The following is a 21,656-nucleotide window of genomic DNA, read 5'->3' on the forward strand; positions in this document are numbered from 1 at the left end:
GTAATGATTGCACGGGCTGCAAAAATAAGCAGACAGTAGATATGACCAAAACAATTGCAGATAAGATCTTTGATGCATTGAGCGAGCGCATCGTCACCGGTGTGCTGCCTGCCGGAGAGAAATTGCGCCAAGATCATATCGCACGCGATTATGATGCAAGCCATGTGCCCGTGCGTGAAGCTTTGCTGCGGCTTGAGGCGCATGGGCTTGCGACCTCATTGCCACGTCGCGGAACGCGTGTCAGCGCATTGGACCCTTCTGAAATCCGTGAAGTTGTGGAAATGCGTGTCGCGCTTGAAGTTCTTGCGCTGTCGCATGCCATCCCCAAAATGACCGATGAGGATATCGCAGCGGTCAAAACCGCTTTTGAACGCTGTGAGGCAGCGTCTGACATGTTGGATTGGGATCGCGCAAACCGCGCCTTTCATATGGCGCTGCTGGCCCCGTGCAATATGAACCGGCTTTTGGACACAATTGCAGATCTTCAATTGGCTGCAGCACGTCATCTTTTTGCCTATTGGAAAGGTCAGTGGCGGCCACGCCATGACGCGGATCATGCCGCTTTGGTGCAGGCGATTGTGGAGCGCGACGCCATGACGGCCTGTAGCGTTATGCGTCGCCATTTGCGGCGCGTGCGTTAAACCGGGTGATGATCAGCGCCAGACGGCAGATTGGCACATGACCTTTGTGTGAAATCCGGTTATGAAACTGCGACAATCTTTGACCCTGGGAGTGACACCATGTCTAACGCGCAGCTGGAAACCGCCATCGAGGCCGCCTGGGAGGCCCGCGATACCATTACACCAGCCACCACCGGCGAAACTCGTGACGCCATTGAACAGACCCTGCACGCGCTTGACAGCGGTAAGCTGCGTGTTGCGCAGAAGCTGGACAACGGCGACTGGCATGTGAACCAATGGGCCAAAAAGGCCGTGCTTCTTGGCTTCCGTATCAAAGATATGGAAGAGCAGTCTGGTGGCCCGCAGGGCTCTGGCTGGTGGGATAAGGTCGACAGCAAGTTCAAAGGCTGGGGCGAAGCTGACTGGAAATCCGCAGGTTTCCGCGCGGTTCCCAACGCAGTTGTTCGTAAGTCCGCATATATCGCACCTGGCGTTGTATTGATGCCGTCTTTTGTGAACCTTGGTGCCCATGTGGATGAAGGCACCATGGTAGACACATGGGCGACCGTTGGCTCCTGTGCCCAGATTGGTAAAAACGTACACCTGTCAGGTGGTGTTGGCATTGGAGGTGTTCTTGAGCCGATGCAGGCCGGACCAACCATCATTGAAGACAACTGCTTCATCGGTGCCCGCTCTGAAGTTGTTGAGGGCTGTATCGTACGTGAAGGTTCGGTTCTTGGAATGGGTGTTTTCATCGGCCAGTCCACCAAAATTGTCGATCGCGAAACCGGCGAAGTTTTCTACGGTGAAGTGCCGCCCTATTCCGTGGTTGTTGCAGGCTCGATGCCATCGAAAAACGGTATCAACCTGTACTGTGCGGTTATCGTGAAGCGCGTGGATGAGAAGACCCGCTCTAAAACCGGTATCAACGAGCTGCTGCGCGATTGATTGCTGATCTGGGACTTGGGGCTCTGCCCCAAACCCCGGAGTATTTATAAAAAGATGAAATCAGGTATTTCGGGGCCCCAAGCGGGTCTCGGACTACATCTGTGCAAGAGGCATCACATGTCGGAAAAGAAGAAATCCCGCCAGCAGGTCTATACATTGCTTGTCCAGATTGGCCGCAAAGACGGGGATGGGTTGCCTGAAGGGGCAACAGGTGCGGCATTGATGGTGTTTGCTTCTGGTATTGATGAAGCAGAAGCTGTGCGCGAAACCGTGGCCATTTTGAAGCAGGCAGATACCGCGCCGCTTGATGTGACAGGCTATGGAACCTTGGAAGAGCGTGAGGCGACTGGCCACGATATCAGCGAAGAAGAGCGCGCATTGATGCAGCGTGCGCTGGATGAAAACGCAGTTATCGTCGCGCAGATGACGCCATTCTTTTCTGATAGAACAGATACAACTAGCGACACATTGCACTGACGCCGCCAGCGGCTATTGCTGGCGCGATCCAAACCATTTCCGGTAGATGCGGTCATAAGTGCCGTTTTCGCGCAGTTCCAACAAGCCTCGGTTGATTTCTTCGGTCAGAGGCGAATTGGATGGCAGCGCGATGCCGTAGCTTTCCTGAAGAAAGACTGGTCCGATGGTATAGGCCTGACCTGCGCCGGAATGGCTGGCATAATAATTCAGGATCGGTGCATCAAATACTACCGCTCTGGTTTCGCCAGCTTCAAAACCTGCGATTAGATCGTCCAGATTATCATATCCTTTGTAGCCGATTTCGCGACGGTCGAGAAACCCGGCCGCCGTGGAGCCAGACAGCGTTCCAGTGCGTTTTCCATAAAGATCATTCACGGAAGATATATTGCCGCTGATGGCTTCAACGGTCATCACGGCTGTGATTTTTGCCACAAAAATAGATACGATAAACAAAGATGAGACCACCAGAATAACCCCAAAAATGCGACCAATCGGGGTGCGGGGTACACGTTCTTCAAACCCGCCGTTCACAACAAGATTGAGTGCCCACCAAAAGGATGGAAACCATGCTTCCTTGAGTGGTCGATCAAAATAGGGCTGGGCGCGTCTTTCGACCACCCACATCATCATGCCGCCGCCGCCAAGAAGGACAAAAGCTATGAATATCGCCGTGAGCAAATCTTTAGAAAACAGGGCGCTTAGCAGCGAGGGCTGATAGATATCATCTCTCGGCACCATAACCTGCAGGCCGCTTTCAAAAATTGGATGGCTGAAATCCATGTTGATTTCGCGGCTGGACGTGATGGAAATATTTGCCGCTGCCAGATCTGCTTTGCCATTGGTGACGTCAGAGAGCATGTGCGCAAAACTGTCCACGCGATTGAAAACAAACGGCTGGTCTAGATGGGTAAAGAGTGCGTCAACCAGATCAACCGTGAAACCAACGTCTTTGCCGTTTTCGACCATCGAAAATGGTGGCCGGGTGACGGTATTGACGGTGAGGGATTGAGCCAGGCTTGTTCCTGTGAAAATCAGAAAAAAGAATATCGTGATTAGGTGTCGGCAGAACAAATCGCGACCTCATTGGCATCGTTTATATGGGGCAATGCTTAGGCGTAGATAGCGAAACAGGCAAGATTTAAGCGTTTCATGGCCCATGTAGTTATTGAAAAACCTACAGCGAAGGTATTTTTGAACGCATTTGCCATCGAATGAACCTGGTATGTTATTACGTAATACCCCCCTGAGGGTGTGCTGTGATTGTTTTGTGCGATATGCATTGCTTGCGGCTGAGATGGGGCAGCCGCGATAGATGCAAAGCTGATTGAATTTGGCGCGACGTATAAACATCCGCCTGCATGAAATCCGATGTTTGCCTCTCATGCGAATCCGAGCTACGCCAAGAGTGCTCAAATGAAAGGACATCGCAATATGCCCGCTACGAATCCCGCAATACTGACCGCTGATCTTATCCGCTGCCCCTCGGTGACGCCTGAGGAAGGTGGCGCTTTGGTTTTGCTCGAAAAGCTGCTGGCTGAGGCTGGGTTTGACTGCACGCGCGTTGATCGTGGCGATACCAGCAATCTGTTCGCCCGCTGGGGCAACAAAGGGCATGCACGTAGCTTTGGCTTTAACGGGCATACGGATGTTGTGCCGGTTGGCGATGAGGCTGCCTGGAGCGTTGCGCCTTTTGGAGCAGAAGAAAAAGACGGGTTTCTGTATGGGCGTGGTTCAACAGACATGAAGTCCGGTGTTGCAGCCTTTGTTGCCGCAGCTGTTGACTATGTAAAAGAAACACCTCCCGACGGCGCGCTGATCCTGACCATCACTGGCGATGAGGAAGGTGATGCAACAGACGGTACCACTGCGCTGTTGGACTACATGCAGGCTGCGGGGGAAAAGATGGATGTCTGCCTTGTGGGGGAGCCGACCTGCCCCAATAAGATGGGTGAGATGATCAAGATTGGGCGCCGCGGGTCAATGACCGCATGGTTCACTGTAAATGGTGTTCAGGGGCATTCCGCCTATCCGCATCGTGCAAACAACCCACTGAATGCGATGGTGCGTCTGATGGATCGTCTTGCCAGCCATGAGCTCGACACCGGTACGGATCATTTTGACCCGTCCACCCTGGCGGTGCTGACGATCGACACAGGCAACCCGGCAACCAATGTTATTCCAGCCAAGGCAACATCAGCTGTGAACATCCGGTTCAATGATGCGCATTCCGGCGAAAGCCTGACCAATTGGTTGCAACAACAGGTGGATACGGTTGCAGCGGAATTTGATCTTAGCATCGACATGACCGTAAAGATCTCTGGAGAAAGCTTTATTACGCCGCCCGGAGCGCTGTCTGAAATGGTTTCAGATGCGGTAGAGGCTGAAACAGGTATTCGGCCCGAACTCTCAACCACCGGCGGCACGTCGGATGCACGTTTTGTGCAGCATCATTGCCCGGTAGTGGAATTTGGGCTGGTGGGAAAAACCATGCATCAGGTTGATGAACGTGTTGAAATTGCACAGATCCATCAGCTGAAGGAAATCTACACTCGCATTCTGAAGGATTATTTCGCGTGAATGTGCAGTTCGAGATCGTTTCAGATCCGGCTCCTTGTGTTGCCCTGCGTATGGAGATCTTTGTCCACGAACAAGGCGTGCCGCTTGAAGAGGAAATTGATGATCTGGATGGCGAAGCCATTCATATCCTGGCGCGCGACGGTGATGTGGCGGTGGCGACCGCGCGAATCTTGCAAGATGGTGCAGTGGTAAAAATTGGTCGGGTCTGCGTGGTCAAATCCGCGCGCGGTACAGGATTAGGCGCAGATCTGATGCGCTATGCATTGGAGTGCGTTCAACAGTTGCCTGGGGTTCAACGTGTGAAACTCGGCGCTCAAACTTACGCGATTGGCTTTTATGAACGCTTGGGTTTTGCCGCATATGGGCCCATTTACGATGACGGTGGCATCCCCCATCGTGACATGGTGAAAGAGCTCAAATGACAAAAACCCTTGTGGTGATGATCAAGGAACCGCGCCCCGGACGGGTTAAAACCCGGTTGGGACGTGATATTGGCCTTGTGAATTCCGCCTGGTGGTTTCGCCACCAATCAGCTCGTTTGTTGCGCCGGCTGCGTGATCCGCGCTGGGAATTGGTGCTTGCGACAGCTCCGGACAAGGCATTGCTGTCGCGCGTTTGGCCTGCTGATTTGCCACGGATCCCACAAGGGCAGGGGGATTTGGGCGCCCGCATGGCACGTATGTTGCGCAATGCCGCGGCGAACGGTCCGGTCTGTCTGATTGGTGCGGATATTCCCGGAATTAAACCTGCCAATATTGCCCGTGCCTTTGCGGCGCTTGGCGATCATGATGCTGTGTTTGGTCCCGCGCCGGATGGGGGGTTTTGGTTGGTTGGTGCAAAACACCCGCAAAGATTACCACAGGGCGTATTTCAAAACGCGCGTTGGTCGAGCGAGCATGCCCTGACAGACGCTATGCAAACCTTGCCCGATCACAGTATTGCACTGATGGATACGCTGGCAGATGTGGATACGCTTGCGGATTTGCACCGCCTGAAAGGTTGAAGTCGCTTTTTTGCTCATGACCTCGTCATCTGGCCGTGATAGGCGGGATATATGAGCGCCATTCCCAGCAAGGCCGAGATCCTCGATTGGATCTCCGCCCACCCGACCCAGACCTCCAAACGCGATATCGCCAAAGCCTTTGGCATCAAAGGATCCGACCGGATCGATTTGAAACGTGTGCTTAAGGAGCTTGAGGCCGAGGGTCATCTGGAAACGCGCAAGAAAACCTACCGTGATCGGGATCGGTTGCCCCCGGTCAGCGTGCTGGTGGTGAAAGCCCCCGATGAAGATGGCGACCTTTATGCGCAGCCAATGGAATGGCATGGTGAAGGCGAAGAACCAAAGGTTCTGATCATTAACCGCGCGTCTGACCCGGCTTTGGGCCGTGGCGATCGCATTTTGGCGCGGCTGACGCAGCTGGATGATACCACCTACGAGGCGCGTTTGATCCGCCGCATTGGAACCAATCCCAAACGGGTCTTGGGTATTTTCCGGGCAGGTGCCGAAGGTGGCCGGATTGTCCCCACGGATAAGGCCAGCAGTCAGGAATGGGTGGTTCCGGTTGAGGGTGTTTTGGGCGCAAAAGACGGCGAATTGGTCGAAGCGGAGCAGAGCGGGCCAAAGGGTCGTATGGGCCTGCCACGTGCCCGTATTGTCGAACGGCTTGGTGATCCATCCGCGCCCAAATCCGTATCGCTGATCGCAATTCACCAGCACGGCATCCCAGATCATTTCCCTGACAAAGTGATGGCAGAGGCGGATCAAGCCAAACCCATGGGCCTGAAAGGGCGCGAAGATCTGCGTGATCTGCCCTTGGTGACAATCGATCCACCAGATGCGCGCGATCACGATGACGCATGTTTTGCCCATGCTGACGATGATCCCAAAAACCCCGGTGGTCATGTGATTTGGGTCGCGATTGCTGATGTGGCTGCCTATGTGATACCCGGATCGGCGTTGGACCGTGAGGCCCGTAAACGCGGCAATTCCAGCTATTTCCCGGATCGGGTGGTGCCGATGCTACCTGACCGTTTGTCCGGTGATCTGTGCTCCTTGCACGAAGGTGTGCCGCGCGCCTGTCTTGCCGTGCGCATGCAGATCGACGTGGATGGCAACAAGATCGCACATCGTTTTGTGCGCGGCCTCATGCGTTCTGAGGCCTCCTTGAACTACGCCGAAGTGCAGGCGGCGATGGATGGCGAGCCCAATGAAAAAACCGCACCTTTCCTAGACGATGTAATCAAGCCGCTTTACGCCGCCTACGCCGCCTTGGTGAATGCGCGTAAGGCACGCCAGCCGCTTGATCTGGATCTGCCAGAACGCAAAATCATACTTGATGGTGACGGGCAGGTTGCCTCTGTTGCGTTTCAGGATCGTCTGGACGCACATCGCCTCATCGAAGAATTTATGGTCCTCGCCAATGTGGCCGCGGCCGAGACGTTGATCGAGAAACGCACGCCGCTTTTGTTCCGCGTCCACGAAGAGCCCGCCGAAGAGAAACTGGAAGCGCTGCGCGAAACCGCCAAGGCTGCGGGGCTGACGCTTGCCAAAGGGCAGGTGCTGCAGACCCGGCATTTGAACGCCCTGTTGAATGCAGCAGCGGGCACGGATGATGCAGAGGTTATCAATATCTCGACCCTGCGCTCCATGCAGCAGGCCTATTATAATCCGGAAAACTTTGGCCATTTTGGTCTGGCTCTGCGCAATTATGCGCATTTCACATCCCCCATTCGCCGCTATGCGGATCTGATTGTGCACCGAGCTTTGATCACCAGCCATGGCTGGGGAGAAGATGGGCTCAGCCCGGATGAGATCGAGCGTCTGGAAGAAACTGCGCAGCATATCTCTGACACTGAACGCCGCTCGATGATTGCTGAACGTGACACCACGGATCGATATCTCGCGTCCTATCTGTCAGAGCGCGTTGGCAATGAGTTTGTCGGTAAAATCAGTGGCGTGGCCCGTTTTGGCATCTTCGTTAAGCTGGATGAAACCGGGGCTGATGGTTTGGTGCCTGTGCGTTCAATCGGGCGTGAGTTTTTCCATTTTGATGCCCAGGCTGGCACATTGATGGGGGTCGATACCGGCTTGCAGCTGTCAATTGGCTTGCGTGTTACGGTGCGCCTAGCACAGGCCGCGCCCGTGACAGGTGGCTTGGAGCTGGAGCTTCTTACGCTGGAAGACACTCAGATGCCGAAAGGGCGTGGCAGAGGTGGGAATTACCGCCGACGCAGCCCCGCAGGGAAAACAGTCAAACGCAAAGCTGCAAAATCAAAAATCAAAAATGACAAGGTGAAGCGGAAAGTGGTGCGCAAACGCCGTTCGTGAGGTCAGCGTAAATAACGCCAGTTGCAATGGGCGACTCACGGCCCATGAAGGAAGCTTCGCTTTGTGAAGTCTTTTTTGCATGCGTTCTCTTCGCTACACTGTTGATGAGCAGTAGATATAGAGGTGCAGAATGCTGAAATTGGTGTCGATAACCGCCCTTTGTGTTGCCTTTGGAGTGCATGCGCAGGCCGCACCACAAACATCGTTGCAACCACTTTTGCGCCCCTCGTCGCAGGCGGGCATTCTTCAGGCCAGTGCCGCGAAGCCGGTTAAGCCTGTGCTGCGCCCAAGCGATGCGGCGCAAAACAGCCTTGTTCAGGTGGCGGCCAATCCGGGTTTTCAAAACTGGATCAACGGCTTTCGTTCTCGCGCGCGTGCGCAAGGGATCAAGCCCCGCACGCTGGACCGCGCATTTCGCGGTATCACCTATGATCAGGACGTGATCCGCCGCGATCGCAATCAGTCTGAGTTCACCAAAACCATCTGGGAATATCTCGACAGCGCGGCATCGGATACACGTATCAAAAACGGTAAATCCGCCCTGCGGGAGCACCGCTCAACCTTGGCGCGGATCGAAAGCCACTATGGGGTTCCCAAGGAAGTGGTGACTGCGGTCTGGGGGCTTGAGAGCGCATATGGTTCTTACAAGGGCAGCAATGATATTGTGCAATCCTTGGCAACGCTTGCCTATGATGGGCGGCGCGGAAAGTTCTTTGAATCCCAACTGATCGCTGCGCTGAAAATCCTGCAGGCTGGCGATGTTGCGCCGCGCAAGATGACCGGTAGCTGGGCCGGGGCGATGGGCCACACGCAGTTTATTCCAACCTCATATCTGGCCTATGCGGTGGATTTCACCGGAGACGGAAAACGCGATATCTGGTCAGATGATCCCACGGATGCTTTGGCATCAACGGCGGCCTATCTCAAACGATTTGGCTGGGTTGAAGGGCAACCTTGGGGCGTTGAAGTGCAGCTGCCGCGTGGCTTTAACTTTGCGCTGGCCAGCCGCAAGATCAAGAAATCCCCAGCCGAATGGGGACGCCTTGGGGTCAAGGGCATGAACGGTCGCGTGGTGCCAAACCACGGCAGTGCATCGATTCTTTTGCCAGCAGGCGGGCAGGGTGCCGCCTTTATGATCTTCAAGAATTTCTCGGTGATTGAACGCTACAATGCGGCGGACGCTTATGTGATTGGCGTCGGGCACCTGTCGGACCGTCTGAAAGGCGCAGGACCGATCAAGGCCAATTGGCCGCGTGGCGATCGTGCTTTGACGTTCAAGGAACGTAAGGAAATGCAGCGCCGCCTGACGCGGGCTGGCTTTAGCACGCAGGGCGTGGATGGGAAAATTGGCCCCAATACCATTGCAGCGGTGCGCGCGTATCAGGCGTCACAAGGGTTGACGCAAGATGGCTACCCATCGCTGACGTTGCTGAAACGGCTGCGCTAAGCATAGGTCGAAAAAGCTGTTTGACCGTCTTGAGAAGAGATGGATCAGGGGCGGCTTTTTGATTGGAGCAGCGTGTGCATTTACGGCTGAAATTCAGTGCCGAGCACTAGAGCCACTTACCGAAACCGGGTGTAAAAAAGGGCCCCGAGGGGCCCTTCCTTTATTGTGGGCTCATGCCCCGCAGCCGTTCGGAGCGGCGGCGCAATAGTTCTACGGTTGTTAGCAACGCGATCGATATCAGAACCAGGATGGTTGCCACCGATAGGATCGCAGGGCTGATCTGTTCGCGGATGCCGTTCCACATCTGGCGCGGGATGGTTTGTTCATCCAGGCCACCCACAAAGAGCACCACCACAACTTCGTCGAATGAGGTGACAAAGGCAAAGAGCGCGCCGGAAATCACCCCTGGCAGGATCAGCGGCATCTGAATGCGCAGGAATGTGGTGATTGGATCCGCGCCCAGACTTGCAGATGCGCGCGTCAACGAATGGTCAAACCCCACCAATGTGGCCGTCACAGTAATGATCACAAAGGGAATGCCCAGGGTTGCATGGGCCAGGATCACGCCAAGATAGGGGATGCCCCAATTCTGGATGCCAATGGAGGAGTAAAAGAAGAACAGACCTGTGGCGACAATGATGATCGGCACGATCATGGGTGAAATCAGGATCGCCATAATGATCCGGCGGCCAGGCATTTCCGGGCGCGACAGTCCAAGTGCTGCAATGGTGCCCAGTGTGGTTGCCAGTATTGTCGAAAAGAATCCAACAATGACCGAGTTCTTCGCCGCGTTGATCCAGGCCGCGTTTGACCAGGTATCCGTCCACCAGCTCCATCCGCGAGGTGCGTCAGGGTCGGTCATGCCAAAGGTCAGCAACAGATCATACCACCGGGTGGAATAGCCGGTTGGATCCAGTTTCAGCATCTTCTCCGTGAAGGTGAAGTAGGGTTCTGCGTTAAAACTGAGCGGGATCACCACCAGAATGGGCGCAATCAAAAACAGGAAGATCAGCGCACAAATCGTCAGATAGGTATAGTGCCAGATCCGTTCGAGGCGGGATGCATGTGATGGAAGTGCCATTCTCTCTTACCCCAGTTTCAGATTATCGATGCCCACCAGCCGATCATAGAGCCAATAGAGCAAGAGGATGCCTGCAAGCAGCAGTGCAGCAAGGGCCGCAGCGAGGGACCAGTTGAGCGACTTTTGCATGTGGAAGGCAATCAAGTTTGAAATTAGCTGACCATCTGCGCCCCCAACAAGGGCGGGTGTGATGTAATAGCCAACCGCCAGAATGAAGACGAGCAGCGCACCAGCGCCAATGCCCGGCACGGTCTGGGGGAAGTAGATCCGGCGAAATGCGGTCCAGCTGGTTGCGCCCAAGGATCGCGCGGCGCGCACATAAGACGGGTTGATCGGGCGCATTACGGAATAGAGCGGCAGCACCATAAACGGCAGCAGGATATGCGTCATTGCGATCAGGGTGCCAGTCTGATTGTACATCATCTCCAGGCGGCTTTCGTCACCCAAAAGACCGGAGCCAACAAGCGCATCATTCACCACGCCTTGGCTTTGTAGCAGCACCATCCAACTGGTGGTGCGCACCAGAAGCGATGTCCAGAACGGCAGCAGTACAAGGATCATCAGCAGATTTGATTTTGACAACGGCAGTGTCGCCAGCAGATGAGCAATCGGATAGGCTAGAATGAACGTCAGGAAAGTGATCACCAGTGACAGGAACAGGGTGCGTTTGAACAGCTTCACATAGACCTGTCTGTTTTCATTGACAGAAACAACTTCACCTTCCGCGTTTTTGGTGCGGTCCAGTGCTGCCAGGTAGAAATTCGCAGTATAAGATGACGAGGCATCGCGCATGACCCGCCAAAGTGCGGGATCGGCCCAATCTTCATCCAGCTCTAAGATCGCGGCCTTATAGGGGGCTTCCAGTTTCTTGGCCCGGCGCGCGGCCTTGGTGAACATGGAGCGTGAGCCGGATCTTTCATAATTGATCCGCGTACCCGCCTGACCTGCTGCACGCACTTCGCGCAAAACCAGCAAATCACCTGCAAGTGCTGCATAAGCCTCTTCATCCGGCTCCGTTCCCGCAGGGTTGTTATCAAACCAGGCAGCGAGGTTGGTCATGATGGGCGTGCGCGCACCAGAGGTGACATCTTCGTGCCAGGTGAAGCCTTCATTGTGCACAGAGCGGTGCAGCATTTGGCCAATCGGCATCACAAATGTCAGCAAAATAAAGGCGAGGAGCGGCGCAACCAGCAGAAAGGCGCGACGTCGCGCATGGGATTGTGCCCGCATAAGCGCTTGTTTGAGCGGCTTGCCATCCGCCGTTGTCAGCTGCTGCGACCCATCCGGTAATCCCGGAGGCGTTGCCGCTGATGAAAGAGTTGAATCACTCATGATGGTTTAGACCTTTTCCCCTGAGGTGGGCCGGGCCTTATCAAACAGCCCGGTCCCGAATTGTTTCTGCCCCAAAGGGGCAGTTCCTTAGTTTGCCAACCAGGCGTTGAAGCGCTCGTTCAGCTCGGTGTCTTTGTCGACCCAGAACTCAAAGTTGTTGACGAGAGCGTTGCCGAGGTTTGCTTCGGCTGTTGGCATATGTGGGGCCATTTCGGTTTTGCCGTCAGAGAACAGGCCAACCAATGCGCCAGAGGATTTACGCGCCGGACCATAAGAGATCCAGGACGCCTGATCCGCCAGACGTTGCGTGTCGGTTGAAAACGCAATGAAATCCATCGCCGCGTCCTTGTTTGGTGCTCCTTTTGGAACCACAAACAGGTCAAAGTCGAGGATCTGACCGTCCCAAACCACTTCGAGCGGTTGGTTTTCAGCGATAGCCGCGTTGAAGATCCGGCCATTATACGCGGTGGACATCACAACTTCACCGTCCGCCAGAAGCTGCGGCGGCTGCGCGCCTGCTTCCCACCAGACAATATCGTCTTTGATACGGTCCAGAACCTCAAAGGCGCGATCTACACCTTCTTCGGTATCAAGCAGGTCATAAACCTCTGCGGCAGGAACGCCGTCACCCATCAGCGCCATTTCCAGCGTGGCTTTGGCGGATTTGCGCAGGCCACGTTTGCCGGGGATTTTGCTGGTGTCAAAGAAGTCCGCAATGGATGATGGTTGTGAGGCCACATTGTCGCTGTTGTAGGCAAAAACGGTGGACCATACGATATTGGCAACCGCGCAGTCTTGCAGCGCGCCATCGATAAAGTCATCCGCTGCAGGGGTGCCATCAGGCGCCGCTGGCAGAATGGATGTGTCGATTTCTTCCAGCAGACCTTCGTCACACAGGCGTACGGCGTCAGAGAACTCGACATCCGCGACATCGATGCTGACATTGCCTGCTTCAACCTGGGCTTTGATCGGAGTCGCCGGGTTGTCTGCATCAACCGAGACAATCTTGATGCCAGTTTTTGCAGAGAAAGGTTTGTGGTAAGCTTCAACCTGGCTCTTGGTATAGGCGCCGCCCCAAGACATCACAGTGACTTCTTGTGCATGAACCGCCGCGGCGGCTGTTGTCAGCGCGGTGGCCAAAAGTGCAGTTTTGATTTTCATTCGAAAACTCCCAGTTGTTGCCCTTTGTGATTATTAGTATCGGCGGTTCGGGCTTTTTTCCGCCTGTTGTTGATAGTGTGTTTGGTTGGGTTCACGCGTCGAGCGCGTGGCAATCTTCTGGCAACCAACCAACTTCAATCTGCTGGCCGGGTTCTAGGCGGATCTGGTCCGGTGCGTTGCGGGTCTTGATGATAAATTCATCGTTGCCAGCGACGCGAAGGCGCGTTCTGAAAATGTCACCCATATAGATGAATTCGAGCACCTCAGCTTTTAGGGTGTGGGCGCCGTCTTGCAGGCGGTCTTTGTTATATTCCACGCGTTCGGGGCGGATCGACACTTGCGTGCGCTCACCGGGCTTTGACACATTGACCGGCTTACAGTCGATCAGTTCCCCATCATCAAGCTGCACCAAGGCAATGCCGTTGTTGATTTCCTTTACGGTGCCTTCCAGCGTGTTGTTTTCACCGATGAATTGAGCAACAAAACTGTTTTTGGGTGCTTCATAGAGCTCGGTTGGTGGGGCCAGCTGCTGAATGCGACCATCGTTGAACACGGCCACACGATCCGACATTGTCAGTGCTTCGGTTTGGTCATGCGTGACGTAAACCGTTGTGATGCCAAGGTTGTGGGCAAGGCGGGTGATTTCAAACTGCATTTTTTCGCGCAGCTGCTTGTCCAGCGCACCCAGCGGTTCATCCATCAAGACCAGCTCAGGTTCAAACACCAGCGCGCGAGCAAGAGCGATTCGCTGTTGCTGTCCGCCCGAAAGCTGCGATGGACGGCGGCCGCCAAAGGCCCCCATTTCGACCATATCAAGGGCGCGTTGCACCTTTTGCTCGCGCTCTGACTTGCCGATATTGCGTACCTCAAGCGGGAAGCTGAGGTTTTCAGCAATCGTCATATGGGGAAACAAAGCATAGTTTTGAAAAACCATACCAATACCGCGTTTATGAGGCGGAATATGGTTGATCGAGACGCCATCTAGCCGTATATGGCCGTGCGTAGCGGTTTCGAACCCAGCAAGCATCATCAGGCAAGTGGTTTTGCCGGAACCTGATGGCCCTAGCATGGTTAGGAATTCGCCTTTTGGCAGTGTGAGATTCAGGTCTTTAACGACGAGATTCTCGCCGTCATAGCTCTTTTGCACGCGTTCGAATTCAACAAACGCGTTGTTTGGTGACAGATTAGCCAAATCAGGCTCCCCGTTTATTTCGTTTTATCGACTTTTTTGCCGCTTTTTGTTGAGCATACACCGCTCCTTTTGGTTCGCAAGCTTGGCTCGGAATAAAGAATGCAATTTTGCAGAACGTGCGTATCCGTTGACAGAGTGTTTTACTATCGCCGGACCTCGGCCCATGTATGAATTGCGTCACTTGGTGTGCAATTTGCGTCAAGATGGGGCGGGGATTTGTAATATTGTTGCGACGTTGGCTGTGTTCGCCATCGCATCAATGAAATTTCAAAGTGAAAAAAATGGGCGCTGAGGCCCATTTTTTAGTCTTTTTATGCGCTGCGAAGCATGTCGTTGCGTTGCAGATGCTCCAGACATTCGTCCAGCGACCTTGTTGCGCGCTCCATGAGCAGGTCGATTTCATTGGGTTTGATGATCAAGGGCGGTGAGATGATCATCCGATCGCCTACATGGCGCATGACCAGATCATTGGCAAAACAGCGCTCTCGACAAATGTAACCCACGGTGCCGGTTTCCGCGGCAAAGGCTGCGCGGGTTTCTTTGTTTGGTGTCAGCGCGATGGAGCCCATCAGGCCGGTGATTTTTGCTTCCCCCACCAGCGGATGGTCCGTCAGAGCTTCCCAGCGTTCCTTTAGATAGGGTGCTGCGACGTTTTTGACGTGGCCCAGAATATCTTCTTCTTCAAGAATGCGTAGGTTTTCAAGCGCAACCGCCGCCGCCACCGGGTGACCGGAGTAGGTGTAGCCGTGGTTGAATTCGCCCGTGGCGATGACAGATGCAACCTCGTCGCTTACGATGGAGCCACCAATGGGCGAGTATCCTGAGCTCAACCCTTTTGCGATGGTGATAATATCGGGGCGGATGTTCAGAGCTTCTGATGCGAACCAGTCTCCAGTACGCCCGAAACCACAGATGACCTCATCAGCAATCAGCAGGATTTCGTATTTGTCGCAGATACGTTGAATTTCCGGCCAGTAGGATTTTGGTGGAATAATCACACCACCAGCGCCCTGTACGGGTTCCGCAATAAAGGCGGCAACACGATCTTCGCCCAGCTCAAGAATCGCCTGCTCCAGCTCTTGGGCGCGCGCCAGGCCAAAGTCTTCGGGGTTGCTGTCACCACCTTCTGCCCACCAATTGGGTTGATTGATGTGGTGGACGTCAGCAATGGGCATGCCACCTTGTTCATGCATGGCTGACATGCCGCCCAATGACCCCGCCCCAACGGTAGATCCGTGGTAGGCATTTTTACGGCTGATAATCACGGATTTGCTGGGCTTGCCTTTCAGAGCCCAATAGTGACGCACCATGCGAATATTGGTGTCATTGGCCTCAGATCCAGATCCGGCGAAAAACACATTGTTCAGTTCATCCGGGGCCAGTTCCGCAATCTTGTGGGACAGCTCAATGACCGGGCGATGGGTGGTCTGAAAGAAGGTGTTGTAATATGGCAGCTCGCGCATTTGGCGGGCGGCCACGTCTGCCAGCTCATCGCGCCCATAGCCGATGTTCACACACCAAAGGCCAGCCATAGCATCCAGAATTTCATGACCTTCGCTGTCGGTAAGAGTCACCCCGCTGGCCCGGGTAATGATCCGTGCGCCTTTTTGCGCCAGCTCTCCATTACAGGTGAACGGATGCATATGGTGGGCTGCATCCAGTGCTTGAAGTTCTTCGGTTGGCATGTGGTTGGATATCACAGACATCATAGGGCTCCGGTGTAACGTTACCCCTAGAATATGATCAAATTACCAGCTGTCAATCGAATCAATAATTCACAACATACCCTGTTTGATCTGCTCCATGCCCTGAATCACGTCACGTTCCATCGCCAATGCCGCAAGAGCTCCATCCCGGCGTCTGAGCGCCTCAAGGATGTCTTTATGCCGATCCGGGAAATTCTCGGCTTCCAGTTGGCCACAGACCACCCGCATAGAGGGGCCAAAACGCAGCCAGATGCGCTCTGCTATATCCGCCAGAACTGGGGCATTGGCGTGCTGATAAAGGTTAGCGTGAAATGTGTAGTTATGGGCCAGATACCCAGGCAGATCATTGTCGACAATTGCTTGGTCTAGCGCTGTATCAATGGCCGTCAACTTTGCGATTGAGGCTTCATCCATTACTTCTGCGGCTCGGCGAGCGAGCTCACATTCAATTGATTTCCTTATATAAACAATTTGTTCTAGATCGCTAGGTGTCAGAGAAGGGACAGAAACCCTTCGGTTGCCCTGGAAGACCAATGCGCCTTCAGAGATCATTCTACGGATCGCTTCACGAACCGGTGTCATTCCTACACCGAGAGTGTCGACCAACCCCTGAATGGTTACAGCTTGACCAGGGGCAAATTCTCCAAACAGTAACTTTTCCCGCAACCGCTGATACACGACCTCATGTGTGGGTCTTTTGGCTGTCGTATTTTCTACCTGCATGTCCTGCTGCGTCTTGGCGGTCACCGTCACGCGTCCTCCTGTATTTTGAGCAGAATGCACCAATAAACCGTCGCTGGAAATACAAAGATATTGCAGGACGGGCTTAAACTTGATCAAATTGCAACCAGCCGGACGAGGAAGCCGGTCTCAATTGGGAGTCTGAAAATGACTAAGAAACTAATTACACTATCTGCCGCAGCAGCGCTTTGTGCCGTTTCGGCGGCGGCCGAAGAAGTCCGCGTCTATAACTGGTCCGACTACATCGACGAATCACTTCTGTCCAAATTCGAAGAAGAGACCGGCATCAAATTGATCTATGATGTCTTTGACAGCAATGAGCTGCTTGAGACCAAGATGCTCGCAGGTGGGTCGGGCTATGACGTTGTGGTGCCAACTGGCTCTTTCCTTGCGCGTCAGATCCAAGCGGGCGCGTTCCAGAAGCTTGACCAGTCAAAACTCAGCAATCTGGGCAATATGTGGGATGCAATTGCAGAGCGTACCGCGCTGTATGACCCCGGCAACGAATACTCCGTCAACTATATGTGGGGCACCACGGGCCTGGGTGTGAACACCGCAAAAGTTGCTGCGGCGCTGGGCGCGGATGCACCGATTGATTCGCTTGATCTGGTATTTGATCCGGCAAATATGGAAAAGCTGGCTGAATGCGGCGTGCACTTCCTTGACGCCCCAGATGAGATGATCCCCGCGGCATTGAAATTCATTGGCGAAGATCCCAACAGCAAGGACGCCAAAGTTGTCGCCAAAGCAGAGGCGGTTCTGACGGCGGTCCGGCCCCACATCAAGAAATTCCACAGCTCAGAATATATCAACGCGCTCGCCAACGGTGAGATCTGCGTAGCCTTTGGCTGGTCCGGTGACATTTTGCAGGCACGCGACCGTGCAGCAGAGGCAGAGAACGGTGTTGAAATTGCATACAACGCTCCAAAGGAAGGCGCGTTGATGTGGTTTGACCAGCTGGCAATTCCTGTGGATGCCCCCAATCCCGATGCCGCGCATAAGTTCATTGATTTCATTATGAACGCGCAAAACATGGCGGCTGCGTCCAACTATGTGTTTTACGCAAATGGCAACAAAGCCAGCCAAGAGTTTCTGGTTGAAGATGTGATTGGTGATCCGGCAATCTATCCCAAAGAAGAGACCGTGAAAAACCTCTATATTAAAGAGGCTTACCCGGCCAAGGTTCAGCGGGTCGCGACCCGTCTGTGGACCAAGATCAAATCCGGTACCTAACCTTATTTTAGGACAAAACTGGCCCAGGCGCATATCGGCGCCTGGCGCGCAAGTGCTGACCTAAGACGGTGTTTCCCTCTTAGGTCTGTGTACCCTGTCCAACTTTTCAGCGAGGTGCGGCGTGTCCATTCCCGTTTTCGCCCCATGGGACGACCCCGTGGCGCAGCCTTTGATCCAATTCCGAAATGTGACCAAACGTTTTGGCACTTTTACGGCAATTGATGATCTGACCATCGATATCTACGAACGTGAGTTTTTTGCTCTGCTTGGCCCGTCGGGCTGTGGCAAGACCACTTTGATGCGCATGCTGGCCGGGTTTGAAACCCCAAGTGAGGGCAACATCTTTCTGGCAGGTCAGGACATAGCATCGGTGCCGCCCAATGTGCGCTCGGTCAATATGATGTTTCAGTCCTACGCGCTGTTCCCGCATCTGAGCATCTGGGACAATATTGCGTTTGGTTTGCGCCGCGAGCGTATGCCCAAAGCCCAAATCGAAGAACGCGTCACGGAAATGCTGCGCCTGACACGGCTGGAGAAATTCGCCCGTCGCAAGCCGCATCAGATTTCGGGCGGGCAACGGCAACGTGTTGCACTTGCGCGCTCTTTGGCCAAAGCGCCCAAACTCTTGCTGCTGGATGAACCACTTGGCGCGCTGGATAAAAAGCTGCGCCAGGAAACCCAGTTTGAACTGATGGACATTCAGGAGAAAACGGGCACCACTTTTGTCATCGTTACCCATGATCAGGAAGAAGCGATGACCGTGGCCTCCCGCGTGGCGGTGATGGATCACGGCAAAATCATCCAGGTGGCCACGCCGGACAAAATTTATGAAGAACCCAATTCCGTCTATGTCGCGGATTTTATTGGGGATGTGAATATTATCAAAGGCACAGCCAAACCTACGGGTGAAGATAGCTTTGGTATCACCTGGTCCGAAGGCACAGCCCCGCTGACGGCGCGGTCCAATACGGGTTTTGCCGATGGGCAAAATTGCCATCTCGCCATTCGTCCCGAAAAAGTAGCGATTTCATCCGAAAAACCCGTTGATGCAGCAAATGCGGTGCAGGGTAAGATTCTGGATATCGCCTATCTCGGCAATATTTCCACCTACCACGTCGAGCTGCCCACAGGCGATATTGTCAAAGCGCAATCCGCCAACACCCGGCGCATTGCCCGGCGCGCCTATACCTGGGAAGATACGGTCTGGCTGTCATGGACGGATACCGCTGGTATCTTGCTTGAACAATGATGCGGCGCGCGGTTCTGATTCTGGTTCCATATGCATGGCTGATTGCCCTGTTTTTGGTGCCCTTCCTCATCGTGTTGAAAATATCGCTCTCTGATGTTGCGATTGCCCGGCCGCCTTATTTGCCCCAGTTTTCCTGGGTCGAAGGTCTCTGGGCCTTTATTGCAGAGCTTGATTTTGAAAATTTTGTCTGGCTGACGCAGGATGATCTCTATTGGAAGGCCTACCTCAGCTCATTGCGCATTGCAGTTGTTTCAACTGTGCTGGCGCTAATGCTGGGATACCCTATCGCTTATGCGATGGCACGGGCGCCATCCGTCTGGCGTCCAACGTTGCTGATGCTGATCATCTTGCCGTTCTGGACCAGTTTCCTGATCCGTGTCTATGCGTGGATGGGTATTCTGGCCAATGAAGGTCTGCTCAACCAATTTCTGATGTGGACCGGGCTGATCAGTGAGCCTTTGATCATCCTCAACACAAATATCGCGGTCTATATCGGCATCGTTTACACCTATCTGCCCTTTATGATCTTGCCGATCTACTCGGCGTTGGATCGGATGGATGCCTCGCTCATTGAGGCGGCCGAAGATCTGGGGTGCTCGCGCTTTAGCGCCTTCTGGCTGGTGACTGTACCACTCTCGAAGGCAGGTATCATTGCGGGTAGCTTCCTTGTGTTTATCCCGACCCTGGGCGAGTTTGTGATCCCGTCGCTTTTGGGCGGATCAGATACGCTGATGATCGGCAAAGTGCTGTGGGAGGAGTTCTTCTCCAACCGTGACTGGCCGGTGGCCTCTGCGGTGGCGGTGGTTCTGTTGCTGCTTCTGGTGATCCCGATCGTATTGTTCCAGCGCAATCAGCAAAAAGAGCAGGAGGGTGTGAAATGAACCGGATGAGTTGGTTTAATACAGTCTCGCTGACGCTGGGCTTTGCCTTCCTCTATATCCCGATGGTGATCCTGATCATCTACAGCTTTAATGAAAGCAAGCTGGTCACCGTTTGGGCTGGGTTCTCCACCAAATGGTATGGTGAACTCTTGCGCAATGAGGCCTTCCTCAACGCGGCCTGGGTCACGGTCAAAGTTGCGGTGATTTCTTCAACCATCGCAACGGTTTTGGGCACAATGGCGGCCTATGTGCTGGTGCGCGGTGGGCGTTTCCTGGGCCGGACGCTGTTTTCCGGCATGATCTACGCGCCATTGGTGATGCCCGAGGTGATCACTGGCCTGTCGCTTTTGCTCTTGTTTATTGGCATCGGGCTTGATCGCGGTGTGCTTACCATTGTGCTGGCACATACGACATTTTCAATGTGCTATGTGTCCGTTGTGGTGTCGTCGCGCCTCGTCACTTTTGATCGCTCCCTCGAAGAGGCGGCGTTGGATCTTGGCGCAACAGCGATGGAAACTTTCCGTTTGGTGACGCTGCCGATCATTGCGCCTGCGGTGATTTCCGGCTGGCTTTTGGCCTTTACCTTGTCGCTTGATGATCTGGTGATTGCGTCTTTTACTGCAGGTCCTGCCGCAACCACGCTACCGATCAAGATCTTCTCAGCCGTGCGTTTGGGGGTCAGCCCAGAGATCAACGCGCTCTCAACCCTGTTGATTGCGATTGTCTCTGTTGGGGTGATTGTTACATCGCTGGTGTCAAAACGGCAGTTGGTCAAGCAACAGCGAGAAGAGCGCGAAGCGTTGCGCAGCTAAGGAAAAACTGCGGCACACTAAAATTTGTGCCGCAGTATCTAGTCAGTTCTGAAGGTCTGCAGCTTTGCCAATTCCAGCTGTAGCGCTTCTGTATTCCGGTCGCCATCCCGCTCGCTGCGCCAGGCGCAATAGGCCGCCATACGCCAATGATACCAGGGGCGTATATCGAGGTAACGCGCAACAACAATTGGGTCGGGGTAGGCCGCAAGGAACGCTTCTTCTTCTGCTGGGTTGAGAGGGGTTCCACGATAGATGAGCTGCATTGCGGGGGATAAAAACAGCGCCAGATCCTCGCACGGGTCACCAATTACGGGGCACTGCCAATCGATCAGTCGCAGGCCATTGCTTGTGCGCAAAAGATTGCCAGGTACCGGATCGCCATGCACCAGCGCCAAGTGCCCGGTTGGGGCAACATCGGTTTGGGGGCGCGCTTGATGCAAATTATATTCTCCGCGCAGCAGAGATATTATTGATTCGGTTTGCTGGTTCAGCGCGTTAGAGCCATTTGGACCCAGCGCGATATCTTCCGGTAAGCGCGCTTGATGCAGGTTGAATAAAAGCCGGGCAACAGCGGTGACGCCCTCGGTCCAGATACTGCCGTCCACGTGATCATAGATCAGCCAGCAGTGATCATGAAATCTGCCAAAATCGACAAGCTTAGGGGAAATACCTTGCCCCTCAAGCGCACGTAGCGCGGAGCTTTCACGATCAAGGCTATTGGCAAACAATGGGTTTGTGCCGCTCTGATCAAAAACTTTCAGAACCTGTTGCCCTATTCGAAACACCCGATTTGAACGCCCACCTTTTAGATGTACGGGCGCCGTGGTGTTATATCCTTTGTGCTTGAGATGCGCGAGCAGGCGCGCAT

Annotated in this window: 20 protein-coding genes; 12 read left to right on the plus strand and 8 right to left on the minus strand. The window is 54.2% G+C overall.

Features of this window, described 5'->3' with window-relative positions; translation table 11 throughout:
* The first annotated feature begins 41 nt into the window (after window positions 1-41).
* The 3 genes from GG681_RS05150 (at window position 42) to GG681_RS05160 (ending at window position 2,045) form a co-directional block, all read left to right on the plus strand.
* Complete coding sequence (locus GG681_RS05150; protein ID WP_153545781.1) at window positions 42-641, plus strand: GntR family transcriptional regulator; 600 nt, start codon at window positions 42-44, stop codon at window positions 639-641.
* A 99-nt stretch (window positions 642-740) separates the two neighbouring features.
* Window positions 741-1,568, plus strand: a complete 828-nt coding sequence (dapD, locus tag GG681_RS05155) for a 2,3,4,5-tetrahydropyridine-2,6-dicarboxylate N-succinyltransferase (protein WP_153545783.1) — start codon at window positions 741-743, stop codon at window positions 1,566-1,568.
* Between the two features lie 117 nt (window positions 1,569-1,685).
* Complete coding sequence (locus GG681_RS05160; protein WP_153545785.1) at window positions 1,686-2,045, plus strand: hypothetical protein; 360 nt, start codon at window positions 1,686-1,688, stop codon at window positions 2,043-2,045.
* 12 nt (window positions 2,046-2,057) lie between these two features.
* On the opposite strand, the gene GG681_RS05165 is transcribed toward GG681_RS05160, so the two are convergent.
* A complete protein-coding gene (locus tag GG681_RS05165; protein ID WP_153545787.1) occupies window positions 2,058-3,011 on the minus strand; it encodes a transporter substrate-binding domain-containing protein in 954 nt (317 codons plus the stop codon).
* Between the two features lie 465 nt (window positions 3,012-3,476).
* Between GG681_RS05165 and dapE the strand changes: the two genes are divergently transcribed.
* The 5 genes from dapE (at window position 3,477) to GG681_RS05190 (ending at window position 9,400) form a co-directional block, all read left to right on the plus strand.
* Window positions 3,477-4,622 carry a succinyl-diaminopimelate desuccinylase gene (gene dapE, locus GG681_RS05170; RefSeq protein ID WP_153545789.1) on the plus strand — a complete coding sequence of 382 codons (1,146 nt, stop codon included), beginning with the start codon at window positions 3,477-3,479 and terminating at the stop codon, window positions 4,620-4,622.
* Window positions 4,619-5,044: a GNAT family N-acetyltransferase gene (locus GG681_RS05175; RefSeq protein WP_408057652.1), complete on the plus strand. Its 426-nt coding sequence runs from the start codon at window positions 4,619-4,621 to the stop codon at window positions 5,042-5,044. The genes dapE and GG681_RS05175 overlap by 4 nt, the downstream gene beginning before the upstream one ends.
* The gene (locus GG681_RS05180; RefSeq protein WP_153545791.1) at window positions 5,041-5,625 is read left to right on the plus strand and encodes a TIGR04282 family arsenosugar biosynthesis glycosyltransferase; all 585 of its coding nucleotides are present in this window, start codon (window positions 5,041-5,043) and stop codon (window positions 5,623-5,625) included. The genes GG681_RS05175 and GG681_RS05180 overlap by 4 nt, the downstream gene beginning before the upstream one ends.
* A 51-nt stretch (window positions 5,626-5,676) precedes the next feature.
* Window positions 5,677-7,953 (plus strand): ribonuclease R, encoded by a 2,277-nt coding sequence (rnr, locus tag GG681_RS05185; protein WP_153545792.1) that lies wholly within the window; start codon window positions 5,677-5,679, stop codon window positions 7,951-7,953.
* Window positions 7,954-8,083: 130 nt separating this feature from the next.
* A complete protein-coding gene (locus tag GG681_RS05190) occupies window positions 8,084-9,400 on the plus strand; it encodes a lytic murein transglycosylase (protein ID WP_153545794.1) in 1,317 nt (438 codons plus the stop codon).
* A gap of 160 nt (window positions 9,401-9,560) precedes the next feature.
* On the opposite strand, the gene GG681_RS05195 is transcribed toward GG681_RS05190, so the two are convergent.
* The 6 genes from GG681_RS05195 to GG681_RS05220 form a co-directional block, all read right to left on the minus strand.
* Window positions 9,561-10,481 (minus strand): ABC transporter permease, encoded by a 921-nt coding sequence (locus GG681_RS05195; RefSeq protein WP_153545796.1) that lies wholly within the window; start codon window positions 10,479-10,481, stop codon window positions 9,561-9,563.
* A gap of 6 nt (window positions 10,482-10,487) precedes the next feature.
* Complete coding sequence (locus GG681_RS05200) at window positions 10,488-11,813, minus strand: ABC transporter permease (protein WP_153545798.1); 1,326 nt, start codon at window positions 11,811-11,813, stop codon at window positions 10,488-10,490.
* 87 nt (window positions 11,814-11,900) lie between these two features.
* Window positions 11,901-12,974, minus strand: a complete 1,074-nt coding sequence (locus tag GG681_RS05205; protein WP_153545800.1) for an ABC transporter substrate-binding protein — start codon at window positions 12,972-12,974, stop codon at window positions 11,901-11,903.
* Between the two features lie 91 nt (window positions 12,975-13,065).
* Window positions 13,066-14,166 (minus strand): ABC transporter ATP-binding protein, encoded by a 1,101-nt coding sequence (locus GG681_RS05210; protein ID WP_153545803.1) that lies wholly within the window; start codon window positions 14,164-14,166, stop codon window positions 13,066-13,068.
* Between the two features lie 311 nt (window positions 14,167-14,477).
* A complete protein-coding gene (locus GG681_RS05215) occupies window positions 14,478-15,872 on the minus strand; it encodes an aspartate aminotransferase family protein (protein WP_153545805.1) in 1,395 nt (464 codons plus the stop codon).
* 69 nt (window positions 15,873-15,941) lie between these two features.
* Window positions 15,942-16,595, minus strand: coding sequence for a GntR family transcriptional regulator (locus GG681_RS05220; protein WP_153546143.1), 654 nt, complete (start codon window positions 16,593-16,595; stop codon window positions 15,942-15,944).
* A 165-nt stretch (window positions 16,596-16,760) separates the two neighbouring features.
* Between GG681_RS05220 and GG681_RS05225 the strand changes: the two genes are divergently transcribed.
* The 4 genes from GG681_RS05225 (at window position 16,761) to GG681_RS05240 (ending at window position 20,788) form a co-directional block, all read left to right on the plus strand.
* On the plus strand, window positions 16,761-17,846 hold the full coding sequence (locus GG681_RS05225; RefSeq protein ID WP_153545807.1) for a polyamine ABC transporter substrate-binding protein: 1,086 nt from the start codon (window positions 16,761-16,763) through the stop codon (window positions 17,844-17,846).
* Window positions 17,847-17,967: 121 nt separating this feature from the next.
* Window positions 17,968-19,095: an ABC transporter ATP-binding protein gene (locus tag GG681_RS05230; RefSeq protein ID WP_328593271.1), complete on the plus strand. Its 1,128-nt coding sequence runs from the start codon at window positions 17,968-17,970 to the stop codon at window positions 19,093-19,095.
* Window positions 19,095-19,976: an ABC transporter permease subunit gene (locus GG681_RS05235; RefSeq protein WP_153545811.1), complete on the plus strand. Its 882-nt coding sequence runs from the start codon at window positions 19,095-19,097 to the stop codon at window positions 19,974-19,976. Before GG681_RS05230 ends, GG681_RS05235 begins: the two co-directional genes overlap by 1 nt.
* Window positions 19,973-20,788 carry an ABC transporter permease gene (locus tag GG681_RS05240; RefSeq protein WP_153545813.1) on the plus strand — a complete coding sequence of 272 codons (816 nt, stop codon included), beginning with the start codon at window positions 19,973-19,975 and terminating at the stop codon, window positions 20,786-20,788. The genes GG681_RS05235 and GG681_RS05240 overlap by 4 nt, the downstream gene beginning before the upstream one ends.
* A gap of 38 nt (window positions 20,789-20,826) precedes the next feature.
* Here the strand turns inward: GG681_RS05240 and GG681_RS05245 are convergent, their stop codons facing one another.
* Entirely contained in the window at window positions 20,827-21,648 is an 822-nt protein-coding gene (locus tag GG681_RS05245; protein ID WP_153545815.1) for a phosphotransferase, read from the minus strand.
* Window positions 21,649-21,656: the final 8 nt, after the last annotated feature.

This window comes from Tritonibacter aquimaris, assembly GCF_009617595.1.
Lineage (GTDB): Bacteria > Pseudomonadota > Alphaproteobacteria > Rhodobacterales > Rhodobacteraceae > Epibacterium > Epibacterium aquimaris.